Raw genomic sequence first — 12491 nt, forward strand, 5'->3', positions numbered from 1 at the left:
GAAAAATCACACGATCCATCATGTCAGCATCCTGCCTGAAGCAACCTCTTCCCTGAGGCTGGTGCTGAACGATTGACGCTCCTTTGGCCTGACTGTAAATCCGGCAAATTGAAGAATTTTGTGCGAGGGTGAAACAGGACATTCAATTATACGCTAATACAGATGAAGGTTTCGGCAGGACGACAGGGAGGAGTTTCGGGGATCTAGGTTAAAAACTTTCCATCCTGAGCCTTCTTGAAAATCACGGTCCCAGACTTGTCCGGTATTCTTACCAGAGTCTCCGGCTTGTCGGTCAGGAACTCATCAACAGCCCTTTTGATGCCAGGCCAAGCACCGCTGGAATAATCGTGCACAATCATCGTGCCGCCTTTCGGCATACGCTCGTAAAAATATTCAAGCCCAGCCAAGGTTGGTCCGTAAAGATCGGCGTCGAGATGTACGAGCGCAAACGTTTCATTCTCAGGGACGTAGGAACTGCTTTCAGGGAAGAAACCAGGGCAGAAAACTACTTTTCGGGAATTGCCTAGGAATCGTTTCACCTGATCCAGGGACGTATCCTTGAATTCCGTCATCTTTACTTCGTTCTTCAGTTCAATTTTTACATCCTTGCTATCGAATCCCTCAAAGGTATCAAAAAGGTAAATCCGCCTGTCGGGGGCCAATTCGTGGAGCAGTTTAGCGGAATTTCCCTTATACACACCCAACTCTGCGATTGAACCAGGCACGTTTTTGTCCAGCATCTCTTCAACAGTCTGGATGAGAAAGAGAAGCCGCACGAGGTCAGCATCATTGTTTTTCCTATTTTTCTCATTCCAGTAAACGCGGCATTGGTCGAAGGTGATTGACTGCCGACTCACTGACTCGGGCAGGTGCTGCATGAGGTACGAATTGCTGCGATTGACGAAGGGCAACACAACCCGCTTCAAAAAGGAACGCAGGTTTCTTTTGGCAAAGGACAGCTTCATGGTTTTAACCTTTGTGAAAAGGTACACTAATAAACTATTGCGTCGGCTTCAAACTTTGGATTGTTATGCCTGGGCTAGCTAGCCGTAACGCATTGATATCGGTGCATCGCGGGTCAGCTGGATTAGGGCCTGGCTGAGATCGTCGAAACTCAGCTCGGCTGGGCGCGACTTGACGATGTAAATGCTGGGACCTCGCCCCTGAGGGAAAGCTCGTTCAGGTTGGCCCGGCAAATACATGCCCAAAACTGGTATGCCGAGGGCCGTCGCCACATGCAGCGGACCTGAATCATGGCCAATGAAAAGCTGGCTCTTCTCTATCAAAGCTGCCAGAGGTAAAAGATCATATCGGGCAGCGTCGGCATAAGCGGACTTCGGCAGTTCGGGCAGAGCCTTCGCCAGCTGCTTCAGTTCATGGTCGGTGCCAACCCAGAGCACATGATAGGCTTGACTTTCCAAGTACTGGGCGAAACGCCAGAGCAACTGAGGATCGGCACAGCGATCGAGCCGACCCGCAAAGGCATGGATCAAAGCAAGAGGCTTCGGAGGCAAGGGTTCCGTCCAGGACGGCAGTCTTTGCTTTTCCAGGCAGGAACGACTTTCCGCCGGTCGGGGCAGGAAGGGTGCGAAGCTCTTGGCCAAGGCTGCAATCACCGGCTCATCGCGCCTCGGTTTTGGGGTGACGGCCGAGAGAAAGAGTGAGTTCTTCTTACCCTTCCAGGCAACACGCTTCGGAATCCCTGCCAGTAGCAACGCCAGGGCAGCCTTCCATGATGTACTCGGCAAAATCGCCAGGACAAAGCGTTCACGGCGGACACGACGCAGGACTAGCACGAAGTTCCAAAAAGAGCCCTTGGGTCGCCCTGGGGCACTATCCCAAAATGGATCCGAAGCAAAGACCTGCTTGACACCGGGCATCAGTCGCGCCACCGAGGACGTGTAGTCCTTACACCAAACGCTAAGCTCGCTTTGTGGATCCGAGCTCAAGGCGGCAGCCAGTGCCGAAGTAAAAACAAGGTCACCGAGATTGTCGAAACAGACCAGCAAAACCTTACGCATGGACCTCACCACACTTTTCGCCTTTGTATAAGAGCCTTTGACTAACACTTCTGGCTCGTCCTGTCCACCTTTCCCTGTTCCAGGGAGTATGCATAAGAGCTCTTAGTGTTCAGGTGGATACGGCTTATTCACCATTTGTTACCTAGCGAAGAGGCGTGAAGCTACCGTTCACTCCCATGGAGGGGACTACTTCAGGCAGGATGATGACATGAAGAATCGCGTGATTTTTCAGGATCGGAATTTGTCGTCACTGGGTGGTCTGCTTTTGTTCAAGGAGCTGCTTGCCGGCATCCGGCTCGATGAGTGTGTTGACGAGGCCCTGCCTCCGCAGCATATAGCGTCCGGGGCTTCAGGATTTGATAAATTTCGTGCTCTTTTGCTGGGCTTTTTGAGCGGCGCGAAATGTCTGGAGGATATGGACTGCAGATGAAATCCCGAAAACTTACGAAGATAGTCGCCATAAGTCGTCGAGCCGACAAGAGTCCCATTGACTTCGAGGAACATGGGGTCGCTGCGAAGCTTATCCATATCCTCCAGACATTCCGCGCCGCTCAAAAAGCCCAACAAAAGAGCGCGAAATTTATCGAATCCTAAGGCGCCGGAGGCTATCCGCTGGCGAGGCAGTGCTTCGCCAACACGCTCGTCGAGCCGGATGCCGGCAAGCAGCTCCTTGAACAAAAGCAAACCACCGAGTGACGACAAATTCCGGTCCTGAAAAACCACGCGATCCATCATGTCAGCATCCTGCCTGAAGCAACCTCTTCCCTGAGGCTGGTGCTGAACGATTGACGCTCCTTTGGCCTGACTGTAAATCCGGCAAATTGAAGAATTTTACCCTAGGGTGAAACAGGAACTACGACTGTACGATAATGCAGATCAAGGTTTCGTCAGGACGACAGGGAGGAGTTTCGGGGATCTAGGTAGGTACCAAGCACAGAGGCCAAGGCAAAAAGCAAAAGAATTTTCTTTGGAAGACTTTTCATTTTAAAACCTTACGAAGGTCGTTTTTTTAACGTGGAAAGCTGCAATTAGCTTTCCCATCGCTGGTTCGATATACGAAGGCGCTATCATCCTGTCCCCACAGCGACCCAACACAGCCCCTCAACACAACGAAATCATTAATAAATCATATACATTTACCTTCTCCGCGTTCAATCCATGAATTTTTTTTCAGGACTTCGTCTTATTCCAGTCCTCCCGTTCGACTACAGGCGGAAAGGAAGGGGCTGCCCCATGCGCTGCGTTTGACGTTGTGCCAGGCCGAACATTAAAGGCAAAATCAACCCAAGCGTTCGAGCAGTGAGTGAGATGGCCATTTCACAGGTAACTACTGAGGAGAATCTATGGGTACCAGCATTAAAGTCCAAACCTGTCTGTGGTTCGATTCCGGTGCGGAGGTAGCGGCTGAGTTTTACGCGGGGCTTATCAAGAACTCCAAAGTCATAGAAATCATAAAGCGGGATGGAAAACCACTGACTGTCACCTTGAATCTTGCTGGGCACGAGGTCATGCTTCTCAACGGAGGGCCGATGTTTAAGCAAAGCGAGGCCGCGTCCATCATGGCTATCTGTGATGACAACGCCGATGCTGACCGTCTATGGAAAGCATTCATAGCAAACGGCGGAACAGAGTCCCACTGCGGTTGGCTTAAAGATCGGTGGAATGTCAGCTGGCAAATCGTCCCTGCAGCGTTCTTAAAGATGGCGTCCGATAAAAATCCTGACAAAGTTGCTCGCATGATGGAAGCCATGATGAGCATGAAACAGTTGGATATCGTCAAACTTCAAAAGGCTTTTGACGGAAAATAAAGCTCTGGCGCGGACACCGTCACGATGTGTGACGAGTTCGCGCCTTCTTTGTCAAAGCCCCCCGCCATCCACCGCCGATAAGGGCGGTGAGGCTCACCAGAACCACAGGCCACGAAAGGCCGGCTGAAGTCGCCAGATACTTGGGAAACCACTTGGGTTCCCATTTATCTTTGAACGCGCGGAGTCCACGAAAATTATAAAAATGCTCGCCGTGCTGATAGACGAGTGTTTCCAGATGAACCCAAGGCTGCGACATCAAACGCGCGTTCAGTCCAGCGAGCGGGGCCATTCCCAAATTAAACGTTCGAAAGCCCTGGTCCTTGCCCCACAGGATGATATCACACAAAAGACAGTCCATAATCCCATGCGGGGCTTCGGGCCGATAACGCATGAGATCGATGGAAAGCTCCTTTTTGTCGGCGGTCTGCCAGAGATTGGCAAAGGCTTCGATGCCCGAATCCCCACGTATGATCGCCAGCGGAAAGAGGCCGATGTAGTCCTCTTTAAAGGCCCCGATCGAAAAGCCTTTCTCCCGAGTTTTATGCTGGGCCAGCCACGCGTCGGATATTGATTTGAGTTCAGGCAGGATGGATTTGCTCTCGCTCGCCGGCAGGACGTCGAACCGAAACCCCATTTTCTCCATTCGATTCCGAGCATTCCGCAAATCCTTAAACTTGCGTCCTTCCAAATGAAAATCAGCCAGCTGAACGATGGCTTCTTCCCCGATCTTGGTCACATAAAATCCAGCATCAATATAACGGTGAAGACCAGCAGCATCCACCTGGTAGAAGACGGGACGCGCGGCATACGAATCACATACCGTACGAAATTGCCAAATCAACTCGGCGGTCTCCTCCTCGGGACCGACAGGATCCCCCATCGTGATCCAATGCCGTCCTTTGCGGGCAAACATAATAAAGGCACTGCCTGCAGGATTCAGCAAAAACTCCTTATCACCCGTAAAGGCCAGGTTTGACATCGTTCGGGACGACTTCTGCACGATGCTGCGTATAGTGTCATCGACACCGATCTGGAAAATGGGCCTCGGCTGCGAGGGATGAAGGAGCCAGGCCAGCCCTGCGATCAGCGAGGTCATGGCCGCGGCGAGACTCGCTCGAAAAGCACGCGGCGCACTGCCGCCGCCGGAAAACTGCCACCAAAGTTCGTTGGAATATTCCACATTGCGGTGAGCGAGGAAAGCAAGCCAGGCCGAAGCCACAACGGTGGCAACTATGGCCATGATCCACGCTGGGCTGAATCGTGCGGCGAGCATGGAGGATCTTCGATAGAAAAAACTCCGGCAAGGCAAAAGAAGGAACATGGCAATCATAAGAAAGCTGGCTTCCTCATAATCAAAACCCTTCAGCATGGAAAATACAGCGCCGGCTGTCAGGAAAAATAAAGTGAGGACATAGGCTCCATCCAGACGCTGCTGAAGACCACGCGCTGTGATAAGAAGGGCCACGCCCATGACGCTGGCCAGAAGATGCGAGATCTCGATGGAGGCCAGCGGCAGCACGGACTCGATGCTATGCAGACGGGACCAGTTTTCGGGCGTGGCTCCCGAAACCAGCAGAACCAAACCCGAAAGAAAAGTATAAAAAGCAAAGAGACTGGGAGCCACAGCCGAAAACCAGGGTTGACCCAGTCGAGCAAAGCGACGAAATCCGGTGGACATGCGGCTGAGTTCAAGTCCGAGGAGCATGATGATTCCGGGTATCAGGGGCAACAGATAGTAGATCGCACGATACACCAGAAGAGCCCCCAGGACCGTCCCGGCATCAGCCTGGTTTTTGAGCGCCAAGACAAAAATACTCTCGATAACACCGAGTCCGGCCGGGATGTGGCTGATGCTTCCAGCGGTGATAGCCACAATATAGATTCCCAAAAACTCGCCATAAGACAGGCCGGTCACGGGAAAAAGAACCGCGTAAAGAACCCCGCTGGTCGTGAGCCAATCTGCGAGCGCCAGTCCCAGTTGAATGAGGGCCAGTCGCGGAGTGGGAAGCGTGACTTCATGAGTTCGAATGATCAGCGGCGCACGAAATCGCAGAACAGCCAGGAAGTATAAGACGACGAGAAGGAGAAAGACGCCTCCCACAATGTGATAAAGGGCAGGTGGCAACGCTCCCAGAAGATGAGTCTCTGGCGGCATCCCGATAAAGACCACCGACCCCAGGATCCCCAAACCTATCCAGTAGGTGACGATTCCAAAAAGCGCCGCTTTCGTTATCGCGATCGCGTTAAGTCCCCAGGCGGCATAGATATGAAAGCGCAGAGCTGTGCCGCTGACTTCGGCAAAACCGAGATTATGACTGAAGACATAGGCGATGAACGAGGCGACAGCTGATTTGCGGTAGGGCAACGAATAGCCCGCATAGCGAAGACCAAAAAAATCGTACCAGGTCAGCACAAAGTAACTCAACACTGTCAACAGGCAGGACAATGCCACAAATCTAACCGGGATGCGCCTGGCTTCCTGAAGCACGGTGTATGGCGGGGTTGTGCTTAATTCACGGGAAAGGACATGCAGAGCAAGTCCAAGCAGAACAACCACGACAGCGGCTGTCGCAAGACGCATAAAAAACCGAATCTTCCCCGTAGGGGAAGCCGAAGCCGGCTGCACTGGATCACTGGGGATGCTTGCGCTCATGTTACACTCTCGATTTCATCCTGAATCATGCGGCTTATTTCAGGTGCATTATGACGAAATATATGAGATCCCGGCACAAGCCGACAGTTCAGCCACCAGCTCGCATTGGGATCCTTTTCACCGGCGATGCAAAGGACAGGCAACTGAGGACCGATGCTCTTCAACTCCGGCTCCAGAGCCAGCGCGTTCGAACTGTAAGAATTACAGATCACATCGCGAAGACGCAGGTGAAAATCTGCATGACGCGCAGGACCTAAAAGGACAAGACACTTCGTACGATTCCGCCAGGCAGGATGAAGGCGAGCGGTCACGAAAGGCAGAACGTCCGCACCTTGCGAATAGCCGATCATGACCAAAGACTCATCCCTCCATAAGGGCATCCAGATCTGCAGTTGCGATTGTATGACCGCTGTGAGTTCCTCGGGACTCCGGGCTCGCCACAGGAAATATCGAAGCGTATTCATTCCGAGCACATCAAAGCCTTGTGAATTAAGCTCCGCAATAAGCCTTTTATCAAACATGACCCAACCCCCTGCACCCGACAGGAACAGTATGAGCGTTTTGCGGTGTCGATACGAAGATCGCTTGGGAAGAAAGACTGAGCGGTTGAACCACGACAGCAGTATTCAGCTTAGGAGAATAAGGAGAACAATGCTTCGAATGATCATGGCATCGGCTTTGCAGTCTGATGGTTCCCAGGATCCTGGGTCGCGCAGCTATGATGCCAGATCACGATGGATTCCAATAGAGAGGCATTATCACCCAATCACAGGTTCACAACGCCAGTCTTACGCAAGCTACAAATCCACAAAGAGCGGCGACCACCAACCAATAGATAACAGGCCCGAATTCGCGGCTGCCGGAGGCAAAATGCAGACCTGTGAAAAGCAGCATCTCAGCAGCGATGGCCAGAGCCGCGAGAGGAGCGAGGAAGCCTGAAGGTTTATAGACAGCGGGAAGAACCAGGGCCAGGGCACAGAGGATTTCAAAGACGCTGAGCGTCAGCCACGCCCCTTGGGGAATGGCCTTCAGAGTCGGCATGGTCTCGCCAGCGGAATTCTTGAACTTCCATAGGGCGCCGACGATCGTATGCAGAGCGAGAAGTACCTGGAGGACCCATACGAAGACATTCACGTTTCACCTCTTCAATGATTGATGGAAAAGAGTTAAATAACTTCAATCTCTGTCTTTGCGAGCTGCACGGGATCCATGACCACATCGATCTCGGTGATCAGGCCATCACGAATGGCGAAGGCAAACGCCACCCGTGGTTTCGATCCCTGGATCCATGTTGCGCCCTCGAAGCCATCAATGAAGGCCAGCAGCGCGCCAGCGGCCTTGCCTTGGAAGGTTCGGGCAATGGTTTTCGGGTCACGCATTTCCGACTCAAATGCTGGGGCACCGCGATGCTGATTGGCGCTCGTGATTTTTATGGCAGCCGCGTCCGCCCGCAAAATAATGTCCGGGGCCAAAAGATTCAGAAGATCCTCGAAGCGTCCTTCCCGCGAAGCTGCAAGAAACGCCGTGACAACCTCCCGCTGCCGTGGACAATCCTCGAGGGCTGTGGACCGCATGCCTCGAACGCGGCGCCTCGCACGACTGGCCAGCTGCCGCGTGGCCGGCACGGAGCGTTCCACGATCGGAGCAATCTCTTCAAAGGAAAGACCGAAAAGATCATGCAGAACAAAGGCCAGTCGCTCAGCCGGATTCAAAGTATCAAGCACCACCAGCAGGGCCGGGCCAACAGAATCCGCCACCAGCGAGGCATCATCGGGAAGGACGCTTCCCAGGTCGGAATCAGGATTCTCGAATGGTGTTTCTCGCCTCGTTCTACGGGAGCGCAGGACATCGAGGCAGACCCGCGCAATCACTGTTGTCAGCCATCCGCTCAGGTTTTCAATCTGCTCCGCATCGGAGCGACTCAACCTGAGCCATGTCTCCTGAACGGCATCATCCGCTTCCTCGGAAGTTCCGAGCATGCGGTACGCTACAGCTTTCAGATGAGCCCTGTTATCCTGAAAGCTCTTGGCCAGCCATTCGCTTTTGTCCATAGTGTTGTTCCTTCCATACTCGACCTTAGGCCCCAGAAGGGCGTTCAATGTCCTGACGCGGCAGCTCCCAGGAATGTGACAACCCTCGGGGAATTTATTCTAACACACCGAAAAGACCGGGAAGTTTAAAAAAATTTCCCAGCCATGCAGGTGATTACCGAAAGCAAGAATCAGGCAGGATTCTTAAAAACCATCAGCACACCTCCTTTCCCAAAACATTACCGATTTGTCTTTGGCAAGCAGTTCAAGGCCTTGCCGCAGGGCCAAAACATCCGGCGCATGAGCGCGATAAGAAGAGAGCAAACGGTTTTTAAGTACTGCGTTTTTCGCAATTTCGTCGCAAGCTTGCGAGGGTCATATGATCAAGAATCCGACGTTTCCAACTGTAGCGGCGCATAAAACCAATCAGCAAGCTGGCCATCAACTCGATACGAAGCCGCGCATCCTGATCGTGGATGATGACGAGGGCATCGTCGCGGTTCTGCGGGATGGCTTCGAGGCTGACGGCTGGACGGTTTGCGTGGCACCGGATGGCGCCCAAGCCCTAGTGATGATGTCTTTTGAAAAATTCGATGCGGTGATGTCCGATCTTCACATGCCGAAGATGAATGGTCTGGAGCTGCTCTACAAGATCAAGACCAAGGAAAACAATCGCTCGGCAAAATTCTGTCTCCTGTCCGGCTGCCTCAATCAGGAGGATTTGAAAAAAGCCACCAGCCTGGGCGTCGCGCATGTGGTCGTCAAACCCTTTGCGATCAAATCGGTCACGAGGAAGGTCCGCGAGGTCTGCGTCCTGAATGAACCGAAAGCCAAGGTATCCTATGACACGAGCCTCATTCGCAGCATCATCAACGCAGCCGAGGAAGTCTGCAACTTCTATCTTGGTGAATCCGTTCAGTTTGGAAAGCCTTATATCAAAACGGATAGCAGCGGCTCAGGCTGCCTGACGGCCGTGATTTCCCTGGCGCGTCGTGAAGCTCTGGGTTCCGTGGCTTTTTCCTGCGATGGCCTTTTTTTCCGGCATCTGGCCACTAAACTTTTCGGTGAGAATATCGCCGGGGTCAAATCGGAAATGATTCGTGATATGGGCGGTGAAATCTGCAACCAGATCACGGGGAAGATTAAAATCAACCTTTCCCGGAACAGCTACCACATCCAGATCGGACTTCCCCAGGTCATCATGGGCAAGGGGCACAGCATCGAGCATCTTGTGGACAGCCCCATCCTGAGAATACCCATGACCTGCAAAGGCTGCGAGCTCGCGATTGAGTTCGCGATGAGCGGCAACCTGAGGGAAGCGGAAGAGAATCACGAGGGCGACGACAGCCCATCCATGGGCCATGACGTTATGATGTTTGATTCATGAAGGGTTTTCCATCATACTCGCTTCGAGGCACGCTTACGATCAGTCAGCGTGCCACCTGTGCACTCATGCACGCGAGCGAGGAACTATGCTGCGGTCCGTACTTAAAAGTCTGCGGGGTAGCGATTGGTCTTTGGCTTTGGATTTTCTCTCGCCATCATTTTTTGAGGTCGTGCCCACGCTCGGGATGACCCGCCTTATCACAACCCTGACTAAAAATTCCATGAATAGGGAGCTGTATGAAAGTACGGCGGGCACATGGCTTCCGATCCAAAGGGGCCTGCAAGACTCCCAGGAACCGCCCGGGCAGCTGGTTTTAAAGCTCTATTTTGCCGCTTTTTTAGGTCCGCGGCCCTGCTTTCTCGATCTCAGAGCGGAGCGCTTCCAGACGGGCAGCTGGAACCCTCAGCCTTGGATATTCGCCTTCTCTGATGACTTCACAAGCGCGATGCGTAGGGTGTATCAGGGGTTTTACGAGAACGAGCCCCAGCTTTTCCAAGACGGCCTCAAGGCTCTCGATCTGCAGCACAGTGAAGAGCTGTTCCTGGACCTCTTCGGTCGTGTTCAGGATGGGACCATGGTGTTTCGCCTGCAGGACTTTCGGGACTCATTTCACAGGATCTTTGTCTCCTGCAAAGAGAACAAAACCTCGCTTCATCCGGAATTTTTGCCCCTGGGCCTTTTGCTGTTCAGCCTTTATGAACACGCTGAGCACCTGGGTCTTCCTCTTTCACCCGCCGAGGCCTGGCGGTCGGTGCGGCTGTATTTTTCCAAAAGCAAAGGAGAGTCGGCGTGAAGGTGGTCATCGTGGGGGCTTCAGGATTCGTGGGGCGGGCGCTTTTGGAGAACCTGCAGAGTGAAAAGGACCTCGAATTAACGGCCTTGAGCCGTTCCATTCCCAAGGAATCCCGAGAGCGCGTACGCTGGGTGAGCTGTGATCTGCATAATCTCAAGGATCTGGAGCAGGCGCTGACGGGACAGGATGTGGCGATCTACCTTGTTCATTCGATGCTTCCGACAGCGCGTTTGAATCAGGGGAATTTCGCGGATTTCGACCTTATCCTGGCCGATAATTTTGCGCGTGCCGCCCGGCTGAAAGGGGTGAAGCATGTGATCTACCTGAGCGGCTTCATCCCGGATGAAGCGAAGCTCTCGGAGCATCTGCGAAGCCGCCTGGAAGTGGAGCAGACCCTTCAGGCTTATCTGCCGACAACAGCTCTGCGTACCGGCATCATACTCGGCGCCGCGGGTTCGTCATTTACCATCGTCTTGAATCTGGTTCGCCGTTTGCCCGTTATGCTATGCCCGCGGTGGACGCTCAACCTTGGTCAGATCATAAGTCTCAAAAATGTCATCGACGTGATCAAGGTCTGTCTCTACGAAAAGGAATTGCAAGGCAAAACCTGGGATATCGGAGCGGAGCCGCCGATCAGTTATCTCGATATGATGAAAGAGACGGCTGCTGTCTTGAACCTTCGGCGACATTTTCAAGCCATTCCCTGGATGAGCCTTGGTCTTTCGAAACTCTGGGTCAGCCTGATCTCTGGCGCTCCGAAAAATTTGGTTTATCCTTTGATCGACAGCCTCAAGTCCTCGATGAAGGTGCGCAGTTCCCATCGCTTTCCGGGAGGCTACATTCACTTCATGTCCTTTCGGGAAGCCGTAGTCGATCTTCTGCCAGCTTTGCAAAGCGGCCTTTCATCCAAGCCCTATGCTTTTGCCCGCGGCGGAAAAGGACCGAACGATAATCGCGTGCGTTCGATACAGCGCGTGCCTTTACCGGCTGGTCGCGACGCCGCTTGGGTGGCCGAAGAATACCTGCAGTATCTGCACCAGCTTCTGCCTTTTCTGATTACGGTCACGCGCGAAGGTCCCATTGCGGATTTTCGTCTGAAGCTCTTGGGTCTTGTTCTTTTGCGGCTCCGCTATGCACCCGAGCGGAGTCGTCCCGATCGTCAGCTCTTCTATGTCGTGGGCGGTCTTCTTTATCGTCGCGGCCCATGGAAGGCCCGCCTCGAAATGCGGGAGGCGCTCGACAAAACCGTATGCCTTGTGGCTTTGAATGACTTCCGTCCAGCCCTCCCCTGGCTGATTTATGTCATCAGCCAGGCCCAGGTGCACCGCTGGTTCATGCAGAAATTTGCCCGTCACCTGCAGGCGATTTGTAATTTTGAGAAAGACTCGGCATCCCACCCTGGTCAACTTTCGAAAAATATTGTCCAATAAGGAAAACAACGCAAAGGAGTTTTCATGAAGGCCAAGATTCCATTGATCGCAAGGGTGCTGCTGGGGCTGGTGTTCCTGTTCGGGGGCATTACGGGACTTTTGAATCTCGTGCCCCCACCGCCCGATCTGCCCGAACGCCTTCAGACATTCAATGCGGGACTCATGGCTTCGGGTTACTTCTTTCCACTTTTGAAAGGCACCGAAACGATCTGCGGTCTTCTCCTGGTCACGGGATTCTTCGTCCCACTTGCCCTTGTGGTCCTGGCTCCGATCGTGATCAATATCATCTTCGTTCACGCGTTCCTTGCGCCGGACGGCCTGCCTTTGGCGCTGATTATCGGGCTACTGACCGCCTATCTTGCTTTCTTT

At 53.2% G+C, this 12491-nt stretch carries 12 protein-coding genes; 5 read left to right on the forward strand and 7 right to left on the reverse strand.

Annotated features, from left to right (window positions below):
- Positions 1 to 203 precede the first annotated feature (203 nt).
- From VFO10_RS03820 to VFO10_RS03830, 3 genes are all read right to left on the reverse strand, one after another.
- Complete coding sequence (locus tag VFO10_RS03820) at positions 204 to 878, reverse strand: TylF/MycF/NovP-related O-methyltransferase (protein ID WP_325137349.1); 675 nt, start codon at positions 876 to 878, stop codon at positions 204 to 206.
- Positions 879 to 1043: 165 nt separating this feature from the next.
- Positions 1044 to 2021, reverse strand: coding sequence for a glycosyltransferase family 9 protein (locus tag VFO10_RS03825; protein WP_325137350.1), 978 nt, complete (start codon positions 2019 to 2021; stop codon positions 1044 to 1046).
- 228 nt (positions 2022 to 2249) lie between these two features.
- Complete coding sequence (locus VFO10_RS03830) at positions 2250 to 2756, reverse strand: hypothetical protein (protein ID WP_325137351.1); 507 nt, start codon at positions 2754 to 2756, stop codon at positions 2250 to 2252.
- Between the two features lie 608 nt (positions 2757 to 3364).
- Between VFO10_RS03830 and VFO10_RS03835 the strand changes: the two genes are divergently transcribed.
- Positions 3365 to 3829 (forward strand): VOC family protein, encoded by a 465-nt coding sequence (locus tag VFO10_RS03835; RefSeq protein ID WP_325137352.1) that lies wholly within the window; start codon positions 3365 to 3367, stop codon positions 3827 to 3829.
- A 19-nt stretch (positions 3830 to 3848) separates the two neighbouring features.
- On the opposite strand, the gene mprF is transcribed toward VFO10_RS03835, so the two are convergent.
- The 4 genes from mprF to VFO10_RS03855 all read right to left on the reverse strand — a co-directional run bounded on the left by mprF (position 3849) and on the right by VFO10_RS03855 (position 8533).
- Complete coding sequence (mprF, locus tag VFO10_RS03840) at positions 3849 to 6482, reverse strand: bifunctional lysylphosphatidylglycerol flippase/synthetase MprF (RefSeq protein ID WP_325137353.1); 2634 nt, start codon at positions 6480 to 6482, stop codon at positions 3849 to 3851.
- A complete protein-coding gene (locus VFO10_RS03845) occupies positions 6479 to 7108 on the reverse strand; it encodes an AcvB/VirJ family lysyl-phosphatidylglycerol hydrolase (protein ID WP_325137360.1) in 630 nt (209 codons plus the stop codon). Before VFO10_RS03845 ends, mprF begins: the two co-directional genes overlap by 4 nt.
- A gap of 148 nt (positions 7109 to 7256) precedes the next feature.
- Positions 7257 to 7616, reverse strand: a complete 360-nt coding sequence (locus tag VFO10_RS03850) for a DoxX family protein (RefSeq protein ID WP_325137354.1) — start codon at positions 7614 to 7616, stop codon at positions 7257 to 7259.
- Positions 7617 to 7648: 32 nt separating this feature from the next.
- Positions 7649 to 8533: a sigma-70 family RNA polymerase sigma factor gene (locus tag VFO10_RS03855; RefSeq protein ID WP_325137355.1), complete on the reverse strand. Its 885-nt coding sequence runs from the start codon at positions 8531 to 8533 to the stop codon at positions 7649 to 7651.
- Positions 8534 to 8891: 358 nt separating this feature from the next.
- Here VFO10_RS03855 and VFO10_RS03860 point away from each other — a divergent pair, with 358 nt between their 5' ends.
- From VFO10_RS03860 to VFO10_RS03875, 4 genes are all read left to right on the forward strand, one after another.
- Complete coding sequence (locus VFO10_RS03860; protein WP_325137356.1) at positions 8892 to 9899, forward strand: response regulator; 1008 nt, start codon at positions 8892 to 8894, stop codon at positions 9897 to 9899.
- 85 nt (positions 9900 to 9984) lie between these two features.
- On the forward strand, positions 9985 to 10692 hold the full coding sequence (locus VFO10_RS03865; protein ID WP_325137357.1) for a hypothetical protein: 708 nt from the start codon (positions 9985 to 9987) through the stop codon (positions 10690 to 10692).
- Positions 10689 to 12122 carry an NAD(P)H-binding protein gene (locus VFO10_RS03870; protein WP_325137358.1) on the forward strand — a complete coding sequence of 478 codons (1434 nt, stop codon included), beginning with the start codon at positions 10689 to 10691 and terminating at the stop codon, positions 12120 to 12122. Before VFO10_RS03865 ends, VFO10_RS03870 begins: the two co-directional genes overlap by 4 nt.
- A gap of 24 nt (positions 12123 to 12146) precedes the next feature.
- On the forward strand, positions 12147 to 12491 hold a 345-nt coding region (locus VFO10_RS03875), incomplete at its 3' end, for a DoxX family membrane protein (protein ID WP_325137359.1).

The sequence above is a fragment of the Oligoflexus sp. genome, from assembly GCF_035712445.1.
In the GTDB taxonomy this organism is placed as follows: Bacteria; Bdellovibrionota_B; Oligoflexia; order Oligoflexales; family Oligoflexaceae; genus Oligoflexus.

What these genes read in the sequence shown, in the direction of transcription:
- VFO10_RS03820 (WP_325137349.1), bottom strand. Translation starts at nt 878, where the DNA reads ATGCAGCACCTGCCCGAGTCAGTGAGTCGGCAGTCAATCACCTTCGAC.
- VFO10_RS03825 (WP_325137350.1), bottom strand. Translation starts at nt 2,021, where the DNA reads ATGCGTAAGGTTTTGCTGGTCTGTTTCGACAATCTCGGTGACCTTGTT.
- VFO10_RS03830 (WP_325137351.1), bottom strand. Translation starts at nt 2,756, where the DNA reads ATGATGGATCGCGTGGTTTTTCAGGACCGGAATTTGTCGTCACTCGGT.
- VFO10_RS03835 (WP_325137352.1), top strand. Translation starts at nt 3,365, where the DNA reads ATGGGTACCAGCATTAAAGTCCAAACCTGTCTGTGGTTCGATTCCGGT.
- mprF (WP_325137353.1), bottom strand. Translation starts at nt 6,482, where the DNA reads ATGAGCGCAAGCATCCCCAGTGATCCAGTGCAGCCGGCTTCGGCTTCC.
- VFO10_RS03855 (WP_325137355.1), bottom strand. Translation starts at nt 8,533, where the DNA reads ATGGACAAAAGCGAATGGCTGGCCAAGAGCTTTCAGGATAACAGGGCT.
- VFO10_RS03860 (WP_325137356.1), top strand. Translation starts at nt 8,892, where the DNA reads ATGATCAAGAATCCGACGTTTCCAACTGTAGCGGCGCATAAAACCAAT.
- VFO10_RS03865 (WP_325137357.1), top strand. Translation starts at nt 9,985, where the DNA reads ATGCTGCGGTCCGTACTTAAAAGTCTGCGGGGTAGCGATTGGTCTTTG.